Origin of the sequence: Massilia sp. DJPM01, from assembly GCF_030348125.1 — a bacterium.
GTDB classification, from domain to species: Bacteria; Pseudomonadota; Gammaproteobacteria; order Burkholderiales; family Burkholderiaceae_D; genus Telluria_A; species Telluria_A frigida.
This window is the reverse complement of record NZ_JAQOZV010000029.1, coordinates 71,378-90,688: the sequence shown is the minus strand read 5'-3', so window position 1 is coordinate 90,688 and position 19,311 is coordinate 71,378. Positions and strand designations below refer to the sequence as shown.

Annotated in this window: 18 protein-coding genes and 1 pseudogene; 5 read left to right on the top strand and 14 right to left on the bottom strand. The window is 65.4% G+C overall.

Going from position 1 to position 19,311, the window contains the following annotated elements:
* The 6 genes and pseudogenes from PO883_RS19065 to PO883_RS19040 form a co-directional block, all read right to left on the bottom strand.
* Positions 1 to 403: pseudogene (locus PO883_RS19065) on the bottom strand (TonB-dependent receptor); the annotation flags it as partial.
* Positions 400 to 1,512, bottom strand: a complete 1,113-nt coding sequence (locus tag PO883_RS19060; RefSeq protein ID WP_289311151.1) for a TonB-dependent receptor plug domain-containing protein — start codon at positions 1,510 to 1,512, stop codon at positions 400 to 402. The pseudogene PO883_RS19065 and the gene PO883_RS19060, both read right to left, overlap by 4 nt.
* A 327-nt stretch (positions 1,513 to 1,839) precedes the next feature.
* A complete protein-coding gene (locus PO883_RS19055) occupies positions 1,840 to 2,538 on the bottom strand; it encodes a FadR/GntR family transcriptional regulator (RefSeq protein ID WP_167088932.1) in 699 nt (232 codons plus the stop codon).
* A 101-nt stretch (positions 2,539 to 2,639) separates the two neighbouring features.
* Positions 2,640 to 3,842 (bottom strand): ammonium transporter, encoded by a 1,203-nt coding sequence (locus tag PO883_RS19050; RefSeq protein WP_289311150.1) that lies wholly within the window; start codon positions 3,840 to 3,842, stop codon positions 2,640 to 2,642.
* Between the two features lie 171 nt (positions 3,843 to 4,013).
* Positions 4,014 to 6,479, bottom strand: coding sequence for an EAL domain-containing protein (locus PO883_RS19045; protein ID WP_289311154.1), 2,466 nt, complete (start codon positions 6,477 to 6,479; stop codon positions 4,014 to 4,016).
* Positions 6,480 to 6,659: 180 nt separating this feature from the next.
* Entirely contained in the window at positions 6,660 to 6,968 is a 309-nt protein-coding gene (locus PO883_RS19040; protein WP_167088929.1) for a PsiF family protein, read from the bottom strand.
* A gap of 185 nt (positions 6,969 to 7,153) precedes the next feature.
* Here PO883_RS19040 and PO883_RS19035 point away from each other — a divergent pair, with 185 nt between their 5' ends.
* Genes PO883_RS19035 through PO883_RS19025 form a run of 3 tightly spaced genes read left to right on the top strand, consistent with a single transcriptional unit; the run spans position 7,154 to position 9,344 of the window.
* Positions 7,154 to 8,152 (top strand): MerR family transcriptional regulator, encoded by a 999-nt coding sequence (locus PO883_RS19035; RefSeq protein ID WP_289311149.1) that lies wholly within the window; start codon positions 7,154 to 7,156, stop codon positions 8,150 to 8,152.
* A 40-nt stretch (positions 8,153 to 8,192) separates the two neighbouring features.
* Positions 8,193 to 8,900 carry a GTP cyclohydrolase I gene (gene folE, locus PO883_RS19030; protein ID WP_054266098.1) on the top strand — a complete coding sequence of 236 codons (708 nt, stop codon included), beginning with the start codon at positions 8,193 to 8,195 and terminating at the stop codon, positions 8,898 to 8,900.
* An 18-nt stretch (positions 8,901 to 8,918) separates the two neighbouring features.
* Positions 8,919 to 9,344: a BLUF domain-containing protein gene (locus tag PO883_RS19025; RefSeq protein WP_289311148.1), complete on the top strand. Its 426-nt coding sequence runs from the start codon at positions 8,919 to 8,921 to the stop codon at positions 9,342 to 9,344.
* Positions 9,345 to 9,456: 112 nt separating this feature from the next.
* Here the strand turns inward: PO883_RS19025 and PO883_RS19020 are convergent, their stop codons facing one another.
* The 8 genes from PO883_RS19020 to PO883_RS18985 all read right to left on the bottom strand — a co-directional run bounded on the left by PO883_RS19020 (position 9,457) and on the right by PO883_RS18985 (position 16,423).
* Positions 9,457 to 9,810 carry a hypothetical protein gene (locus PO883_RS19020; RefSeq protein ID WP_289311147.1) on the bottom strand — a complete coding sequence of 118 codons (354 nt, stop codon included), beginning with the start codon at positions 9,808 to 9,810 and terminating at the stop codon, positions 9,457 to 9,459.
* Between the two features lie 271 nt (positions 9,811 to 10,081).
* Positions 10,082 to 10,813 (bottom strand): Hsp20/alpha crystallin family protein, encoded by a 732-nt coding sequence (locus PO883_RS19015; protein WP_289311146.1) that lies wholly within the window; start codon positions 10,811 to 10,813, stop codon positions 10,082 to 10,084.
* 13 nt (positions 10,814 to 10,826) lie between these two features.
* Entirely contained in the window at positions 10,827 to 11,264 is a 438-nt protein-coding gene (locus PO883_RS19010; RefSeq protein ID WP_289311153.1) for an Hsp20/alpha crystallin family protein, read from the bottom strand.
* Between the two features lie 166 nt (positions 11,265 to 11,430).
* Positions 11,431 to 12,105 (bottom strand): type 1 glutamine amidotransferase domain-containing protein, encoded by a 675-nt coding sequence (locus PO883_RS19005; RefSeq protein ID WP_289311145.1) that lies wholly within the window; start codon positions 12,103 to 12,105, stop codon positions 11,431 to 11,433.
* A 76-nt stretch (positions 12,106 to 12,181) separates the two neighbouring features.
* A complete protein-coding gene (locus PO883_RS19000) occupies positions 12,182 to 12,952 on the bottom strand; it encodes a ParA family protein (RefSeq protein WP_289311144.1) in 771 nt (256 codons plus the stop codon).
* Between the two features lie 139 nt (positions 12,953 to 13,091).
* Entirely contained in the window at positions 13,092 to 13,586 is a 495-nt protein-coding gene (locus PO883_RS18995; RefSeq protein WP_289311143.1) for a Dps family protein, read from the bottom strand.
* A 57-nt stretch (positions 13,587 to 13,643) separates the two neighbouring features.
* Positions 13,644 to 14,642 carry an LLM class flavin-dependent oxidoreductase gene (locus PO883_RS18990; RefSeq protein WP_289311142.1) on the bottom strand — a complete coding sequence of 333 codons (999 nt, stop codon included), beginning with the start codon at positions 14,640 to 14,642 and terminating at the stop codon, positions 13,644 to 13,646.
* Positions 14,643 to 14,806: 164 nt separating this feature from the next.
* Positions 14,807 to 16,423: a methyl-accepting chemotaxis protein gene (locus PO883_RS18985; RefSeq protein WP_289311141.1), complete on the bottom strand. Its 1,617-nt coding sequence runs from the start codon at positions 16,421 to 16,423 to the stop codon at positions 14,807 to 14,809.
* 450 nt (positions 16,424 to 16,873) lie between these two features.
* Here PO883_RS18985 and PO883_RS18980 point away from each other — a divergent pair, with 450 nt between their 5' ends.
* Both PO883_RS18980 and PO883_RS18975 read left to right on the top strand, forming a co-directional pair.
* Complete coding sequence (locus tag PO883_RS18980; protein ID WP_167088921.1) at positions 16,874 to 17,089, top strand: hypothetical protein; 216 nt, start codon at positions 16,874 to 16,876, stop codon at positions 17,087 to 17,089.
* Between the two features lie 41 nt (positions 17,090 to 17,130).
* Positions 17,131 to 19,296 carry a phosphocholine-specific phospholipase C gene (locus tag PO883_RS18975; protein WP_289311140.1) on the top strand — a complete coding sequence of 722 codons (2,166 nt, stop codon included), beginning with the start codon at positions 17,131 to 17,133 and terminating at the stop codon, positions 19,294 to 19,296.
* Positions 19,297 to 19,311: the final 15 nt, after the last annotated feature.

The following is a 19,311-nucleotide window of genomic DNA, read 5'->3' as shown; positions in this document are numbered from 1 at the left end:
TGGTCAGGTCGGGGCCGTAGTAGTGGACTTCGGCGCGGCGGTTGACCAGGCCGTCGGCGGAGATGCTGTCCAAATAGGCTTTGCCGGCCTGGTCCTGCTGGCCGAACGGGTTGAGCACGCCGTCGGCCACGCCTTTGTACAGTTCGGGCGTGCGCACATAGCCACTCAGGAAGCTGACGCTGCGCTTGCTGTAGGCGTAGTTAAAGCCGGCCTTGTAGTCCCAGCCCTTGAACTGGCCTTCTTCGGTGAGCACCAGGCGGTGGCTGTTCTGGCGGTCGTCGGTGATAGCGGCGCCGAGTTCGTCAAGGCTCCAGGTCAGGGCCAGGTCGGCGCCGTTCAGGCCGGCCACGGCGGGCACGCCGCCGGCGCCGCCCGGGTACCATTTGCTCTTCCTGGTGATCATGAGCGGCTTGCGCAGGCCGGGATTGAGCTTGTCGTAGTCGGTCTGGGCGCCGAAGGGCTGGGCGGATTCAAGGCGTCGATGTAGGACTCGGAACTGAGCAGCTCGACCGTGAGCATGTTGCCGTCGCCGTGGCGCAGGCTGCCCTTGGTAAGTAAAGTGGTTTGCTTGTTCTCGGCCAGCAGTTGCGGGTACAGGTTCGGGTCGAGCACGCAGGACTTGCTGCCGGCGCCGCTTGGCTTGGTCGAGGGCACGGTGTACTGGCCCGGGTAGGGGGCGACGCAGCCGGCGCCAAAGTAGGGGGTGCCGGTGACGCTGGTCGGCTTGCCGTTGGCGTAGACGGTGTAGTTGGCCGGCGACGAGGACGAGCCGGAGGTGTTGCTGGTGAAGGCGGTGCCGCCCAGGCGGGCGATGTCGTCCGGAGCGCTGATGTTGGGGCGCTCGCGCTGCATCAGGGCGCTGCGTTTCTGGGTGTCGAAGGCGGCGTAGACGTTACAGCCATCCTTGGCCAGGTCGCCGCTGCCGGTGGTCAGACTGAAGCGCCGCTGGCCGCCGCCGCCGCTGCGCTCGGGTGCCACGATGCTGGCGCTGACGCTGGTGTCGGAGATCGCGCGCTTGGTGATGAAGTTGATCACGCCGGCGATGGCGTCGGTGCCGTAGATGGCCGAGGCGCCGTCGCGCAGCACTTCGACCCGTTCGATGGCGCTCATCGGGATGACGTCGACGTTGATCGCGCTGTCGCCGATGGCTTCGTTGGCGAGGCGGCGGCCGTTGAGCAGGACCAGGGTGCGGTTGGTGTTCAGGCCACGCATATTGATCATGGTGCCGCCGCCACCGCCGCCGACCGCTTCGTTGGTGGAGCCGGCGGTGAGCGAGGTGGCCACTTCGGACATCGTGGTCAGGCCGCGGCTGACCAGTTCTTCGGCTTTGATGGTGGTCAGCGGCAGGGCGTTTTCGCTGGCCAGGCGCTTGATGGAGGAGCCGGTGACGTCGACCCGCGCCATGGCGGCGTCGGCCTGCTGGGCGCAGGCCTGGTTCATCAGGGTCAGCACCGCGATCGCGATGGAGGAAAGCAGCAGCTTTGGTTGCGGGAACCGGGATGGTGCTGGCACGGCGAGTCTCCTGATTGAATTGCTTTTATGGTTAGGTCAATTCTAGTTTGGCCTGACCAATTAATCAAGGTGGGCTTGCCAAATGCCACGTCGTTCCTGCCATTGGCAGAAACGGCTTCCCGCGCCAAGGCGGCACTCGGCGGGAACGCATGCGTTCCCCCCAAGCTCGTTGAGCCGTCGGTAGCTTCGGTAAAAACTTGTGTTGCCGCGGGGGCGCCTAGGCCTTCGAGGGAAGTCGTTTCTGGCAGTGCCAGGAACGACGGGTGGTGGGAAATCGATGTCGTGGTACTGCCGGGGTGCGCAGGGGCGGGGCAACGCCCCGGTCGATTATCCTCTTGAGAACGTCCGCGTCACCCGCTCCAGGTGCGCGCGCATGGCCTGGCGCGCGCCAGCCACATCATGCGAAGCAATTGCTTCCAGGATCTTGCGGTGATCGGTCAAGGTGGTCACGCGCAAATCCTCGGTCTGGAAATGCTCCTTGAGCTTGTGCCACAAACTGCCGCGCTGGTTCCACAGATAATCGACCACGCCCACCAGCGCGGTGTTCCCGGTGGCGCGTGCAATCGCCAGATGGAAATTGCGGTCGGCCTGCTCGTTGCTGGCCCGGTCCTCATGGTGGTGCTCCATCTCCAGCACCGCCGTCAAGATCGCGTCAATCGCCGAATCGGTGGCCATCTTGGCCGCCAGCGCCGCCACTTCGGATTCGATCATGCGGCGCGCGGCCAGCACCTCGAACGGCCCAGGCCCGACCTCGGGCACATCGGCCTGCGCCGTGGCCTGCTCGCTCACGTACACGCCGGAGCCGCCGCGCACTTCCACGATGCCGCTCAGTTCGAGCACGATCAGCGCTTCGCGCAGCGAGGCCCGGCTCACGCTCAGCTTGGCGGCCAGGTCGCGCTCGGCCGGCAGGCGCTCGCCAGCCTTGATACTCTCGTCGCGAATGAGTTCTTGAATCCGGGTGGCCACCACACGGTACAGGCGCGGCTCAGGCGAGTTCGATTCTTGCGGCGCAGAGGGTTTCTTCATTGATTGCTGGATCCGGGTAAGGCGTGAGGGAGGGTGTGTGCATGCTCGCCTGATTTTAGTTTGCAATGGCTAATGTTGCAAGGTTCTCCCCCATGTGCGCGCTACCAGTTCGATTCGCGCTCCGGGGTCGATGAAATGTGGTGGATCGACAAATCGGCGCCCTGGAATTCCTGTTCCGGATCGAGCCGCAAGCCCATGGTCTTTTTCAGCACGCCATACACGAGGTAGCCGCCGGCCAGCGCGATGGCCACGCCGAGCACGGTGCCCGCCAGTTGCGAGGCGAACGACACGCCACCGAGGCCGCCCAGGCTTTTCAGGCCGAACACGCCGGCCGCGATGCCGCCCCAGGTGCCGCACAGGCCGTGCAGCGGCCACACGCCGAGCACGTCGTCGATCTTCCAGCGGTTTTGGGTGAGGGTGAACATGGCCACGAAAATCGCCCCGGCGATGGCGCCGGTGGCGAGCGCGCCGAGCGGGTGCATCAGGTCGGAACCGGCGCACACGGCCACCAGTCCGGCCAGCGGACCGTTGTAGGTAAAGCCCGGATCGTTCTTGCCGAGCACCAGCGCGGCCAGGGTGCCGCCGACCATGGCCATGAGCGAGTTGACGGCGACCAGGCCGTTCATCTTGTCGAGCGTTTGCGCGCTCATGACGTTAAAGCCGAACCAGCCCACCGCCAAAATCCAGGCGCCCAGCGCGAGAAAGGGAATCGAGGAGGGCGGATGGGCGGCGATGGCGCCGTTGCGCCCGTAGCGCCCGCGCCGCGCACCGAGCAGCAGTACGGCGGGCAGGGCGATCCAGCCGCCCACGGCGTGCACCACGACCGAACCGGCGAAGTCGTGGAACTCGGCGCCGAAGGCGGCCTTGAGCGCGGCCTGGATGCCGAAGCGCTGGTTCCAGGCGATGCCCTCGAACAGCGGGTAGATGAAGCCGACCAGCAAGGCGGTGGCGATCAGCTGGGGATGGAACTTGGCGCGCTCGGCGATGCCGCCCGAAATGATGGCGGGAATCGCGGCGGCGAAGGTGAGCAGGAAGAAGAATTTGACCAGCTCGTAGCCGTTGCGTGCCGCCAGCACGTCGGCGCTGGCGAAAAAGTCGACGCCGTAGGAAATGCCGTAGCCGATGAAAAAATAGGCAATCGTGGAGACGGCGAAGTCGGCCAGGATCTTGACCAGGGCGTTGACCTGGTTCTTTTTCCTGACCGTTCCCAGTTCCAGGAAGGCGAAGCCGGCGTGCATCGCCAGGATCATGATGGCGCCGAGCAAGATGAAAAGCGCGTCGGCGGCGTGGTTGGTTCCGTTCATTGGACGATTCCCGATAAAGGTGCATGAAAGTGCTACTGCCCTTAAAGAAAGCAATAATCGTTCCATTTTGGTGCGGGCGGCCAAGCGCTTGATTTCATGGGGAAATACGGCCACGCGCGCGCCGCCGCCCAGGACCCGTGCACCACGGCGGCGCATCCATAGTGGTGCGCCTCAGGCGCCGCGATCGCGCCCGCGCAGCAAAAGGTCGAACTGGGGCGCGCTCAGCGGCCGGGAAAACAGATAGCCCTGGCCGAAATCGCAGCCGGCGGCGGTCAGCAGGTCGCGCTGTTCCTGCGTTTCGACGCCTTCGGCAATGACTTTGATGCCGAGCTTGTGGCCCATGACGACGATGGCTTCGCACAAGGCCAGGTCGTCCGAGCCGGCCACCATCTTGAGGACGAAGGATTGGTCGATCTTGAGATAATCGATGTGGAATTTTTTCAGGTAGGAGAGGGAGGAATAGCCGGTGCCGAAGTCGTCGATCGACATCTGGATGCCGCTTTCGCGGAACGAGAGCAGCTGTTCGCGGATGCTGCAGGTCGATTCCATGAGCATGCCTTCGGTGATTTCGACCACGATTTCGGTGCCGACGTAGCGCCCCAGCACCGGATGGGCGCGCACGTGCGGCGGATGGCTGGCGTGGCTGGCGCCGGGCGCGTGGCGCCGGAACTGGGCCGGCGACATGTTGACGCTGATCTGGAAGTCGGGATCGATGCTGCCGCGCCAGCGCATGGCCTGGTGGAAGGCTTGCTGGAATACCCAGTCGCCGATGCCGACGATCAGGCCCGATTCCTCTGCCAGCGGAATGAATTCGGCCGGGCTGACCGGGCCGCGCTGCGGATGCTGCCAGCGCAGCAGGGCTTCGGCCTTGCGGATGCGTCCGCTGGCGAGGTCGACGATGGGCTGGTACAGCACGCGCAGCTGGTCCTGCGCGAGCGCGGCGCGCAGGTCGTTCAGGGTGCGCATCTTTTTCTGCGCGGCACGCTGCATCGATTGCATGAAGTAGCCGAACTGGTTGCGCCCGCGGTTCTTGGCCGCGTACATGGCCTGGTCGGCATTCTTGAGCAGGGTGTCGACGTCGGTGGCGTCGTGCGGGAACAGGGTGATGCCGATGCTGCCGGACAGGTACACGGTTTCGGCCTTGATGGCGAACGGTTCGGCCAGCGCGGCCAGCATGGCGTGGGCCACCCGCTCGACGCTGTCGAGGTCGTCGAGCTCGCCGAGGATGACGGTGAATTCGTCGCCGCCCAGGCGCGCCACGGTGTCGGCCTGGCGGATGCAGGCCGACAGGCGCGCGGCCACTTCGCGCAGCAGCTTGTCGCCGCTATCGTGGCCGAGGGTATCGTTGACTTCCTTGAAGTGGTCGATGTCGATGAACATCAGCGCCAGCGGCAGGCCGGAGCGGCGCGATTTGCGCAGTTCGTGTTCGAGGCGGTCATGGAACATGCTGCGGTTGGGCAAGCCGGTCAGGAAATCGAAGTTGGCCTGGCGCCAGATGGTGTCTTCGGCCAGTTTCTGGTCGGTGATGCCGGAAAACATGTTCACGCGGAACTTGACCTGGCCGCGCTCGTCGTAAATGGTGTCCACGCGCAGCCATTCGGCGCATTCGTCGCCGTTCTTGTGGCGCGCCCACACCTTGCCCTGCGCATGGCCCGCCTTTTCCAGGCGCTGCAGCATGTCGCCGTTGTGGACCTGGCCCAGCGCGCCGGCCAGCAGCATGCTGGCCGGCCGGCCGATCAATTCCTGTTCGGTGTAGCCGCTCAGGCGGATAAAGGCGGGATTGACGGCCACGATGCGGCCGTTGGGCTCGGTGATCATGATCGCTTCGCCGATCGCCTCGTACACCATGGCCGACAGGTTCAGCGCACGCTCGGTCTTTTTCCATTCGCTGATGTCGGTGGAAATGCCGATGATGCCGATCAGGCGGCCCTGCCCGTCGCGGATCGGCGAATCGGTCACGTGCATGGGGAAGGTGCGGCCGTTGCGGTGGCGCACCAGGAATTCGCCCGACCAGCTGCCGCCGGCTTGCAGCCGTGCCATGATCTGGGCGGCCCGCTCGGTGCAGTTTTCGGCCGGGACCAGCTCGACGATGTTGCGTCCCAGCGCGTCGGCGGCCGGCCAGCCGTAGAGCTTTTCGGCGAAAGGGTTCCAGTACAGGATGGAGCCGGCCAGGTCGGTGGCGATGACGGCTTGCTCGACCGAGGCCAGCAGGCTGGCCTGGAACTGGATCTGTTGTTCGCAGATTTTCAGTTCGGTGATGTTGTCATGCACCAGCACCACGGCCGGCGCCCCGGCATGGTCGAGCGCGGTGATCTTGAGCGAGAACCAGCGCTGCTGGCCGGGGGCGTCGCAGGGATAGTCGAAGGTGGCGCTGCGGCGCCGCCCGGCCAGGGTGTCGCGCAGCAGCAGGCCGACCTGGGCGGCGTCGGCGCAGCCGTCCGAGGCGGCGCGGTCGCACACGTCGAGGTAATTGATGCCTTCGCAGACACGGGCCGGATCGCCGCCGTTGGCCTGGGCAAAGTCGCGCCATGCCTTGTTGGCCGACAAGATGGTGCCGCGCTGGTCGATCAGGACGATATGCTCCAGCAAGGCGTCGATCGTGACCTCGGGGATGGAGTCGGGTAAGGCAGCTAGCATCGTCACACGGCCTCCCTGCGGGAGAGGGGGCAGAGCGCGTCGCGCATCCGCCAATCGTGTTGGACAGCCGTGCCGAAAAAAAGTGCAGTCTTGTGGAAAATTATTTTGATCCGGCGGCGCTGGCAGCCAGGCGGACGGGAGTGTCGTCGCGGTGCCAGGCCTGGCACCGGGCGCAGAGACTTATTTCGGGGCGCTCAGGCAGGTTTTCATGAAGGCTTTGCGCTCGTCGCCTTTTTTGCCGGTGGCTTCGGCGTTGCAGGTCTTCATCTTGTTTTGCTGGGGCGTGGCGGCCGGGGCCGCTGGTTTGGCGCTCAGGCATTCCTTCATGAAGGTCTTGCGCTCGTCGCCTTTCTTGCCGCTGGCGTCGGCGTTGCAGGTCACCATCTTGTTTTGCTGGGCCGACTTGGGCGCCGGCGCCGCTGCTTCGGGCGCGGCGAAGGCGGCACTGGTGAACGCCAGCAGGGCGCAGGTCATCAACATGTTTTTCATCGGGGTCGTCCTCAATGGTTAGGTTATTCCGGAGTGCAACGGAGTAAATATACGTCAGATGGCTGCGCCGCCACCACTTTTTCTTGCCGCCAGGGCTTTTTGGGGCACTTCCTGCTGTCCATGATTTGAAGCGGTATAATTGCTTTTTCACGGTTCATAAGCGGTTCAACAGGAAGAATGACGCCATGAATACACCTTCCACCGAGCACGATACGGTGCGATCCGACGAGACTGGCGCTTACCGCAGCGGCGTGGCCGCGCGTCTGGCGGGCTTGCCCGTCGAAACCTTGCGGGTGTGGGAGCGCCGCTATGGCGTGTCCGAGCCGCAACGCTCGGCGCGCGGCCAGCGTTTGTATTCGAGCGCCCAGGTGCGCCGGCTGAGTCTGATCAAGCAATTGGTCGACCAGGGCCATCCGATCGGCGCCATGGCGCGCCTGCCGCTCGACCAGCTCCAGCATCTGGCCGAGCCCTTGGTACCCGACACCGGGGCCAGCGGCCCGATCCGGGTGGCGGTGGTGGGCGCCGGACTGGCGCGCCAGCTGGCCGCCGCTGGCCGCGAGCGGCTCGCGCTCGAGGTGCGCCAATCCTGCGCCCGCCTCGATGAGGCGGCCAGCGCCTTGCGCGGCGTGGCCGCCGATGTGCTGCTGATCGAATTGTCCGAGCTGGACGATTCGGCCTTGCCGCAGGTGGCCGCCGTGCGCCTGGCGTGCGGCACGCCGGCGGTGGTGGTACTGTACCGTTTTTGCGCCAGCGCCACGATCCGCCATTTGCGCGCCCTGGGCTGCCTGGTGGCGCGCGCGCCGTCCGACATGGCCGAGGTGGCATTGCTGTGCCAGGTGGCCTTTCCGGCGCGGCGCGCGCACCTTGCGGCAGCGGCCAGGGCCGCGGTGCCGCGGTGCGGCGAAGCGCTGGCGGCGCGCCGCCTGGACGACCAGGCGCTCGCGGCCCTGGCGGCGGCCAGCAATAGCGTGATGTGCGAGTGTCCGCGCCATCTGGCCGATATCCTGATGATGATCGGCAGCTTCGAGCGCTACAGCGCGCAGTGCGGATCGCGCAATCCGGGCGATGCCGCCTTGCACCAGGAGTTGGGCCAGGCGGCGGCACAGGCGCGCACCCTGCTGGAAAACGCACTGGAACGGCTGGCGCGGGCCGAGGGCTTGCCGCTGCCGGATGGACTGGCGTGAGCCGGACCGCACTTTTTATCATCTTTCACAGGAACTGAGCATGTCGAACGGATTGACTACCGAATACCAACCGAGCACCGTGACGGTGTCGGAGCGCATCCGCGAGCGCCTGGTCGCCAGCAAGACGCGCTTCCACGCCAACGACAATATCGCGCGTTTCATCGAGCCGGGCGAACTCGACGAGCTGCTCGATGAAGTCAGCGCCAAGCTGCAAGGCGTGCTCGAAAGCCTGGTGATCGATACCGTCAGCGACCACAATACCCAGGATACCGGGCGCCGCGTGGCCAAGATGTTCATTAACGAAGTGTTCGGCGGGCGCTATGTGCCGATGCCGCCGGTGACCGAATTTCCGAATGCCTCGCATTTGAACGAGCTGATGATCATCGGCCCGATCACGGTGCGCAGCGCCTGTTCGCACCATCTGTGCCCGGTGATCGGCAAGGTCTGGATCGGCGTGATGCCGAACGAGCATTCGGCCCTGATCGGGCTGTCGAAATATGCGCGCATCGCCAACTGGATCATGAGCCGTCCGCAAATCCAGGAAGAAGCGGTGGTGCAGCTGGCCGACCTGCTGCAGGAAAAGATGCAGCCGGATGGCCTGGCCGTGGTGATGGAAGCGGACCATTTTTGCATGCAGTGGCGCGGCGTGAAGGATATGGATGCGAAAATGATCAACAGCGTCATGCACGGCTCGTTTTTGAAAGATCCGGCGCTGCGGCGCGAGTTCTTGTCCCTGATTAAACGCTGAATTTTCGGAGAATCCACCATGCTCGTCCGTCTCCTGTACGCCAGCCGCGCCGTCGCGGTGCCGCAGCCCGATACGATCCACGACATCATGTGCCAGTCGCACGCGCACAATCCCGCCCAGGGCATCACGGGCATCCTGTGCCACAGCGAGCAGGTGTACATGCAAGTGCTCGAAGGCGGGCGCGAGGCGATCAACGCGCTGTACGCGAAAATCGTGCGCGATCCGCGCCACACCGATGTGGTGCTGCTGCACTACGAAGAAATCAATGAGCGCCGCTATGCCGGCTGGACCATGGGCAAGGCGAACCTGGCGCGCATCAATCCATCGACGCTGCTGCGTTTTTCCGATTTGCCGGGGCTGAATCCGCATGCCATGTCCGGCAAGAATTCGCTGGCGCTGATCGACGAGTTGATGGCCAGCGCGTCGGTGGTCGGCCACCCGTAGGGAACGGGCCGCACAGGGTGCGGCCGGGGCCGCCCGCGAACCCCGTCGTCGACAGGGGCTGCCCGCGAACCCCGTCGTCGACAAGGGCCGCTGGCAGGGCGTGGGGAAAAGCTTACTCTTCGTCAGCCGAGACGTCGCCGGTCTTGCGGTTGTATTTGAGCGTGATCTTGTTCAGCTCGCACAAATCGAAGTCATCCCACTCGACTTCCGAACCATCGTCGTCGAAGGTGATGCTCAGGCTTTGCAGGCAGTGCGCCTTGCTTGAAAATTTGATCAGACGCGCTTTGTTGGGTGACAGAATGCCCTCGCCCAAACGGTCGTTACCCCAGGTTTTGCTTTTGGCTGGCGCGATGTGGACTGAGCGGATCGGATAGCCGGTCTTGTTGACCAGCGTGAAGTCGGCATCACCGGCAATCGCGGCGTTGGCAAGCAAGGCGCTTGCGATGACGAGCATCTTGATTTTCATGAGTTCTCTTTCGTTATAGTTGTTTTGACCAGTCGTCCCACCCATGGGCGGGTGCCGCGCCGGATAATACATGGATGGGGCGCGTACGTACAGCGGCGTGCATTGCATGCCGCGCGATGAGGGGATACGTCACTGAACGGAACGCACGCACGCCGCCCGGACCGGATCCGATCCGGGGTCGCCAGGCCAGCATGCATTGCTGGCCTGCGCCCGTGCGCTGGCGCTAGGCGAGGCGCCAGGCGACGCGCCAGGCGACGCGCTAGGCGACGCGCTAGGCGACCTTGATCTGAACCCTGCGCGGCTGGGCGTGCGCGGCCTTGGGGATGCGGATCTTGAGCACGCCATGGTTCAGCTCGGCGCTCGCCTGCTCGCCGTCGAGCTCCCTGGACAGTGCGAAGCTGCGCTGGTAGTGCTGGTGCTTGACCTCGGCGTAGCGCGATTCCATCTCCGGCGGCACGTCGAGCGACACGCTGCCATTGATGGTGAGGCTGTTCGTTTCGAGGCGCAGGTCGAGCTGGTCCCGGGAGACGCCGGGTATGTCGGCCAGCAGCGTGATGCCGTTGGCGTCTTCGATCACGTCCACCGGCGGTATCAGGACGCCGCTGCGGGCGAGGGCGGTGCCGCCGGTCTGGCCGGTGGAGGGGGATTGGGCCAGCGCGCCGGCGCCCGCTCCCGCACTGCCCTGGGCGCTAGCGTTGCCATCTTCCATGGCCGCAGCGCCTTGACCGCTACGGGTTCCGTCTGCCATCGCCGCATTGCCCTGGCCGCTGCCAGTGCTGGCAGAACCACCGGCCGCACCGCCGCCTACGCCCGATCCGCTCATCGCTTCGCCGCCTGCCTCGCCGCCTGCGCCACTAGTGCCGCTGCCGTCAGCGCCGGCATTGCCGATGCCGCCCGTACTGCCGGCGATCCCTGCATCGGCCGGATCGCCCATGGGTGCCGGATTGCCTGCCTGGCCGCCAGCTCCCGCCGTGCCGCCGTGTTCGTTTTCCCTGGTTGTCATGCTGCCCTCCCGGTCAGTGCACTGAAATGCGGCGCGGCTGGCTTGCCTCGCGGCGCGCCACGCTGACGTGCAGGACGCCGTCGCGGTAGTGTGCCGCCACCGAGTCGGGATCGATGTCCTCAGGCAGGCTGACAACCCGCTTGAAGCGGCCCGCGAAGCGCTCGTTGATATGTACCGTGGCGTGCTGCTGCGCGCTCGACAAGTCGTCGGCACGCTCGCCGGCGATGGTCAGTACCCCTTGTTCGAGCTGCACCTCGATCGAGGCCGGGTCGAGCCCGGGGACAAACGCGACCATCTCCACGCTGTGCGGCGTGCTGCCGACGTTGAGCGCGGGGAAGCCGCCACGGCCCAGGCCGCGGATGCTGGGTCCCAGGTCGAAGGCTTGCTCGATGTCGCGCTGAAGGCGGTCCATCTCGCCAAAGACATCGCCAGGAAACATGGATCGATACATCATCATGGTGTTCTCCCGTGTGGATAATGGGAGTTTGACCGTGCGCCCGGGGCGAGGTTCGCCGTCATGTGACGCGCGGGCGTTTCGGCGGCGCGTGTTTGCGCTTGATCAAAGATGTGTGCCGCCGTGGCGCGAAACCGGTGCGCGCCACGCGGCAGGGGGGACTTTACAGCAGCTTGAGCAGGGCTGCGGCGCCCGCTTCCGACGAGGCCGGATTCTGGCCGGTGACCAGCAAGCCGTCGGTCAGCACGTACGAGGCCCAGTCCGGGCCTTTGGAATAGATGCCGCCGTGTTCCTTGAGCATGTCTTCCACCAGGAACGGCACCACCTTGGTCAGGCCGACCGCTTCTTCTTCGGTGTTGGTGAAACCGGTGACGCGCTTGCCGGCGACCAGCGGCTTGCCGTCCGCACCCTTGACATGGCGCAGCACGCCGGGGGCGTGGCAGACGGCGGCGACCGGCTTGCCGGCGGCGATCATGGTTTCGATCAGGCTGATCGACTGCTTGTCTTCGGCCAAGTCCCACAGGGGACCATGGCCGCCCGGATAGAACACGGCGTCGAATGCGGCGGCCTTGATATCGGCCAGCTTGAGCGTGGCGGCCAGGGCCGCTTGCGCCGCCGGGTCTTGCTTGAAGCGGCGCGTGGCGTCGGTTTGCGCATCGGGCTCATCGCTCTTGGGGTCGAGCGGCGGCTGGCCGCCGGCCGGCGAGGCCAGCACGACGCTGACGCCCTTGTCCTTGAGCACGTAGTACGGCGCCGCGAATTCTTCGAGCCAGAAGCCGGTCTTGTGACCGGTGTCGCCCAGTTGATCGTGCGAGGTCAATACCATCAATACATTCATGTGGACTCCAGTGTTGGGAAAGAAGCAATCCTGGCAGTGTGGCACAGATGCCGTTGCGGCGTCGTCCAGCAGCTTTTCATGCGGCTTGCAGTTCGTGGTACAGGGCCAGCATTTCCTGGCTCAGCTTGTGGCGCGGGTCGAGGTGGATCATGGGCAGGTTGCGGTCGTGCGATTCGCGGATGCGGATCGAACTCGACAGCTTGTTGCCGAGCACCGGCAAGCCTTCCGCGCTCAGTTCGTCCACCAGGCGCTGCGGCAGCCGGGCGCGCGCCTGGAACTGGTTGACGATGATGCCTTCGATCTCGAGCGCGGGGTTGTGGTCGGCCTTGATCTCGGCCACGTTGGCCACCAGGGTGTACAGCGCCTGGCGCGAAAAATCGTCGCAGTCGAAAGGAATCAGGCAGCGCTCGGCGGCGATCAGCGCCGACTGGGTGAAGAAGTTGTAGGCGGGCGGGGTGTCGACGAAAATCTCGTCGAAGTCCCTGGCCAGCTCGGCCAGGGTGTCGCGCAGCTTGTAGATCTTGTGGCGCGATTCGAGCTTGGCTTGCAGGTCGCCCAGTTCCGGGTGCGACACCATGACTGATAGATTCTCGAACGGCGTGGGGTGCACGAACTCGCTGGCCGGTTTGGGAAAGACGATGAAGTTGAGCATTTGCTCGAAGTAGGCGCCCATGGTCGGCGTCACCTCGTTCATGGCCGCGCCGAGCAGGTAGCGGCTGGCGTTGCATTGCGGATCGATGTCGATCAGCAGGGTTTTCTTGCCCTGCTGGGCCGCGATGGCCGCCAGGTTGACCGCGATCGTCGACTTGCCGACGCCACCCTTCTGGTTGAAGATCACACGTTTCATCTGCCGGCCCGGGGAAAGTGATTGATTGCTCAATACTAGCATGCTGCGATGCAGCATCGGGACGGCGCGTGCGCTTGATGCGATGTTTGGCAACAGGCGGGCGCCGGCCGGGCACGTGGCCACGGGCGGCGCCGGGCGATCAGTCTTCCAGCAGGCTGCGCAGCATCCAGGCGTATTTTTCGTGCGTTTGCATGCGCTGGGTCAGCAGGTCGCAGGTAGGCTGGTCGTTGGCTTGCTCGGCCACTGTGAACAGGGCGCGCGCGGTGCGCACCACGCTGGCCTGGCCTTCCATCAGGTCGCGGATCATGTCCTTGGCGTTGGGTGTGCCGCTGGTCGGCTTGATCGTGGTCAGGGCGGCGAACTGCTGGTAGGAACCGGGCGCCAGCTCACCCAGCGCGCGGATGCGCTCGGCGATCAGGTCGACCGCCAGCCACTGCTCGTTGTACAGGGTCATGAACATGGTGTGCAGGGTCTGGAACATGGGACCGGTGACGTTCCAGTGGTACTGGTGGGTCTTCAGGTACAGGGTGTAGCTGTCGGCGAGCAGGCGCGACAGGCCTTCGACGATCTGCTTGCGGTCGGCGTCGGCAATGCCGAGGTCGACCATGGGGGCTGGCGAGCTTGTGCTGTTCATGGGTCTATGCTCCTGTATGAGGCGTGGATGGGAAAAAGGATAAGAATATAGGCGATTTCAGGCCATCGCGTGCGCGGCGGCATGGATCTGGCCGACGATCTCGTAGGAATGCAGGCGAGCCTGGTGGTCGAACACTTGCGAGGTGATCATCAGCTCGTCGGCGCCGGTGCGCTCGATGAACTGGCGCAGCTGGCGCGCGACCGTGTCCGGCGCGCCGATGGCCGAGCACGACAGAACCTGGTCGAGCATGGCGCGTTCCTGCGGGCCCAGGGCGTCGAGGTAGCCGGACAGCGGCGGCTGCAGGCGTCCCGGACGGCCGCTGCGCAAGTTCACGAACGCTTGCTGCATCGAGGTGGCCAGCAGCGCGGCCTGGTCGTCGGTATCGGCGGCGAACACGTTAAAGCCGAGCATCACGTAGGGCTTGTCGAGCTGGGCCGACGGGCGGAACTGGGCGCGGTACACCTCCACCGCCTGCATCATCTGGGCCGGGGCGAAGTGCGAGGCGAAGGCGTACGGCAAGCCCAGGTGGGCGGCCAGCTGGGCGCCGAACAGGCTCGACCCGAGGATCCAGACCGGCACCTTCAGGCCCGCGCCCGGCACGGCCATGACCGGGCGGCGCGCGGTCTCGGCAAAGTAATCCATCAGCTCGGCCACGTCTTGCGGGAATGCGTCGGCGTCCGATTGCAGGTTGCGGCGCATGGCGCGCGCGGTGGCCTGGTCCGAGCCGGGAGCGCGCCCCAGGCCCAGGTCGATGCGGCCGGGATACAGCGATTCGAGCGTGCCGAACTGCTCGGCGATGACCAGCGGCGAGTGGTTCGGCAGCATCACGCCGCCGGCGCCGACCCGGATGGTGGTGGTGCCGCCAGCCACATAGCCCAGCAGCACGGCGGTGGCGGCGCTGGCGATGCCCGGCATGCCGTGGTGTTCGGCCAGCCAGTAGCGCTGGAAGCCCCAGCGTTCGGCATGCTGCGCCAGGTCGAGCGTGTTCTGGAACGAGACGCGCGCGTTGCTGCCTTGGGTGATCGGGGACAGGTCGAGTACGGAAAAGGGAATCATGATCGGTGCCTTGGGACGGTAGGGGGGCGGCGCGGCCTCTGCTTGGGCAGCGCAGTCTTACCCACATGGGGACGGGGGCGCCGTTTAAAAGGCGTGTCGTCCCCATGCCGTCAGGCGAGCCGGAGCGCGGGCGCGCTGTATTGACAGGCGCCCGGCGTGGCGCTTCAGCTCAGCCGTCCCTGGCGTGGCGCGCGTCCCGGGGCGCCGCTGCCGCCCATGCCGTCCAGGCGGAACACGCCGATCACCTGCGACAGGCGCGCGGCCTGCTCCTGCATGCTCTCGGCGGCGGCGGCGGCTTGCTCGACCAGCGCGGCATTCTGCTGGGTCGCCGCATCCATCTGGGCGATGGCCTGGTTAACCTGGGCGATGCCGGCGCTCTGCTCGTGGCTGGCGGCCGAAATCTCGGCCATGATATCGGTCACGCGGCGCACGCTGGCCACCACATTGTCCATGGTGCCGCCGGCGTCGGCCACCAGCTTGTTGCCGACCGATACCTTCTCGACCGAGTCGCCGATCAGCGCCTTGATTTCCTTGGCGGCCGCGGCGCTGCGCTGGGCCAGGTTGCGCACTTCCGAGGCGACCACGGCAAAACCGCGGCCCTGTTCGCCGGCGCGCGCCGCTTCCACCGCCGCGTTCAGCGCCAGGATATTGGTCTGGAAGGCGATGCCATCGATGACGCTGATGATGTCGACGATTTTGCGCGACGAGTCGTTGATCGAGGCCATGGTGTCGACCACCTGGGCCACCACCACGCCGCCCTTCATGGCCACCTCGGAGGCGGTGGCGGCCAGCTGGTTGGCCTGGCGCGCATTGTCCGAGTTTTGCTTGACGGTGCCGGTCAGCTCTTCCATCGAGGCTGCGGTTTCTTCCAGCGAACTGGCTTGCTGCTCGGTGCGCGAGGACAGGTCGAGGTTGCCGGACGCGATCTGGCTCGACGCGGTGGCGATGGTATCGGTGCCCATGCGCACCTGCATGACAATCTTGGCCAGGTCGTCGCGCATGGTGCGGATGCCGTGCAGCAGGCTGCTGGTATCGTCGTGCTTGAGGTCGATATTAATGCTCAGATCGCCTTCGGCGATGCTGCGTGCGATGCCGGCCGCATAGCCAGGCTCGCCGCCGAGCTGGCGCAGCAGGCCGCGCCCGATCACCAGGCCGAGCGCGAGCAGCAGCCCGGCCAGCGCCAGTGCGCCCAGCGAAAAGGTGAGCAGGCGCGCGCGGATGGCGGTGTCGACGGTATCGATGTACACGCCCGAGCCGACGATCCAGCCCCAGGGCGCGAAGCCCTTGACGTAGGACACTTTCTGGACCGGATCGTCGCTGCCCGGCTTGGGCCACATGTAGAACGAGAAGCCGGCGCCGCTGGCCTTGACGATGTCGGCGAATTCGACGAAGAGGTGTTTGCCGGTCGGGTCCGTGTTGGCGCTGACGTTGGTGTTGTCGAGCGCCGGCTTGATCGGATGCATCAGCACCACGGGCGTCTGGTCCTGGACCCAGAAGTATTCGGTCTTGCTGTAGCGCAGCACCTTGATGGCGGCCAGGGCGTTTTTCTGCGCCTCGGCCTGGGTCATGCCGCCTTTTTCGGCCAGGCCGTGATAGTAGGCGACGACCCCGTGCGCGGTTTCGACAGCCTGGCGCACATTGTTTTCGCGTTCCTCCAGGATGAGGCGCCTTTCGGATACCAGGAACAGGGCGGTCAGCATCGCGATGCCGACGATGCTGCTGATGATCAGGGTGGCGAGCTTCCTGGCGATGCTCATCGATTCAAGAAAGGGAATACTCATGGCAACATCCTTTACGTGCAGTCTGCGAGAGCGGCATCGGTGCCGCGCTCCGTGATGCTGTTGGAAAGCCACCGGGGCTGGCTGGCGACAGAAAGCGATTGCGCCGGCATCGCTGCGGGCTTGCCGGTGTGCCTTGCGCGGGTGAGCGCGGCCAGCCGCCGGCGGCTTGACGGCAAAGCGGCATCGGCGCCGCTGTCAGGCCGGAAATGACATATCGATGAAAAAGATTACTTTATAGAAACTGGAGAGTCAATGACTGGATGCCGGTGGCGGCGGAAATCGCTGCGGTCCGCCTGAAAAGCAACAGGCCGGCGCGCGCCCAAAATGGATATCTGGAAATAATGTGTCATTGCGCAGTCACCCGGAGGTCACTTTGTCGTAACATTAGGGCAATATTATCTTTTATGCTTGTCCGATAGATTGTGATCCAGATGATTTTCCAGGAAAGACATGCTCATGTTGTACTACACGCCAAGACCCCGTTCGATGCCGCTGGCTGCGCGCATCCTGTTTGCCGCGCTGATGGGCGCCAGCCTGGTCGCCTGCGGCAACGACGACCCGGCCCCGTCCACGCCGGTAGCGCACAATCCCGCGCCCGCGCCTGGCGCCGCCGACCCTTCGCGCGCCTGCAGCGCCAAGTCCGCCAGCATGCGCTGCGCCCCATGAGCGCGGATTTCCCCCGCGTCACCCGATAGGCTTTACCGACCATGACGATCACACCCAACAGCAGACGCGCGTTCTTGCGCAAGGCCGCCCGCATCGGCGGCAGCGCTGCGGCGCTCTCCATGTTTCCGCCCGCGATAGGCAGGGCCCTCGCGGTCGCGGCCAACAACCGCACCGGCACCATCAGGGATGTCGAGCACATCGTCATCCTGATGCAGGAAAACCGTTCCTTCGACCATTATTTCGGCACCCTGAAAGGGGTGCGCGGTTTCGGCGACCGTTTCCCGATCCCGCTGCCGGCATCGGCCGCGATGGGCAAGCACCGGGTCTGGTACCAGCTCAACGACAGCGTGGCGGCGGCGCCGCGCGTGATCGCGCCCTTCCACTTAAATACCCAGCAAAGCTTCAATGCGATGCGGGTGGCCGGCACGCCGCACAGCTGGCCGAACGCGCAGTACGCGTGGAACCACGGCATCCTGGCCAACTGGCCGGCGCACAAGCAAAACCATTCGATGGGGTACTACAAGGAAGCCGATATTCCTTTCCAGTTCGCGCTGGCCAACGCGTTTACGATTTGCGACGCCTATCACAGCGCGTTCCAGGGTGGCACCAATCCGAACCGCGTGTTTGCCTGGACCGGCGCCAATGACCCGCTCAAGCAGGGTAACGGCCCGGTGATCGGCAACAGCTACGACAGCGTCGAGCACGATCCCAGCGGCGGCTACGCCTGGATCACTTATCCGGAGCGGCTGCAGGCGGCCGGCATACGCTGGCAGGTGTACCAGAACATGGCCGACAACTTCACCGACAATCCGCTGGCCGGCTTCAGGCGCTTCCGCGATGCCTTCGCCAACGTGCCCGGCTCCGATCCGCAGTTGCGCGAACGGGGCATGAGCACGCGCGACCTGGACCAGCTGAAACTCGACGTGCAGGCCGACAAGCTGCCGCAAGTGTCGTTCATCGTTGCCACCGCCGAAGGCTCGGAGCATCCCGGGCCATCGAGCCCGGCGCAGGGCGCCGAGTACACGGCGGCCGTGCTGGACGCACTGACCTCGAACACCGAGGTCTGGAGCAAGACCGTGCTGTTGCTGATGTTCGACGAAAACGATGGCTTTTTCGATCACGTGCCGCCGCCTGCCGCGCCATCGTACGTGCAATGGCACAGCGATGCGAGGCAAGCCGTGCTCGCTGGCGCTTCCACCGTCAGCACCGTGGGCGAATACCACGAGTTCGCCACCACCGAAACGATGGAAGCGCCCGCGCTCATGCACCGCCCCTACGGCCTGGGTCCGCGCGTGCCGATGTATGTGATTTCGCCGTGGAGCAAGGGTGGCTGGGTCAACTCACAAGTGTTTGACCACACTTCCGTGATCCGCTTCATCGAAACGCGCTTCGGCGTGATGGAACCGAGCATCACCCCGTGGCGCCGGGCCGTTTGCGGCGACCTGATGAGTGCATTCAACTTCAAGGATCCGGACGGCGCGGCTTTTTCCAGCGTCTTGCCGGACACCAAGGCCCTGGCCGCGCGCGCGCGCGCGCTGGGCGCCACCACCACCCCGGACTTGCCGCCCTTGCCGGAACTGCCGACCCAGGCGACGGGAACGCGGCCATCGCGCGCCTTGCCGTACGAGCTGCACGTGAGTGCGCGCGTGCATCCCGACACGGTGGACGTCGAGCTGCTGTTTTCCAACACGGGCGCAGCGGCGGCGGTATTCCATGTGTACGACCAGAACCAGTTACAGACTCCGCCACGGCGCTACACGGTGGAAGCGAACAAGGACTTGAACGGGGTGTGGGCGCTGGGCGACCAGCAGGGCAGGTACGACCTGTGGGTGCTGGGACCGAACGGCTTTCACCGCCACTTCAGCGGCAGCGCCTCGCGCCAGGGGCCGCAGCCGGAAATCCAGGTGTGCTACGACATTGCCAACGGCGGCGTGTCGGCCACATTGCGCAACAATGGCAGCGTGGCGGCCACCTTCGTGCTCAAGGCCAACGCCTATCTCGACGCGCCGGCCTGGAGCGTCACGGTGGCGGCCGGTGCGCTGTCGGAGCAAGCCTGGCCGCTGTGCGATTGCGGCAACTGGTACGACTTCAGCGTGCGCGTGACGGAACTGCCCGGCTACGTGCGGCGCTTTGCCGGGCGCGTGGAAACGGGCAAGGATTCGGTCAGCGACCCGGCCATGGGCGGGCTGGCGCTGGCCGGCGATTAATCCAGGACGCGGCGG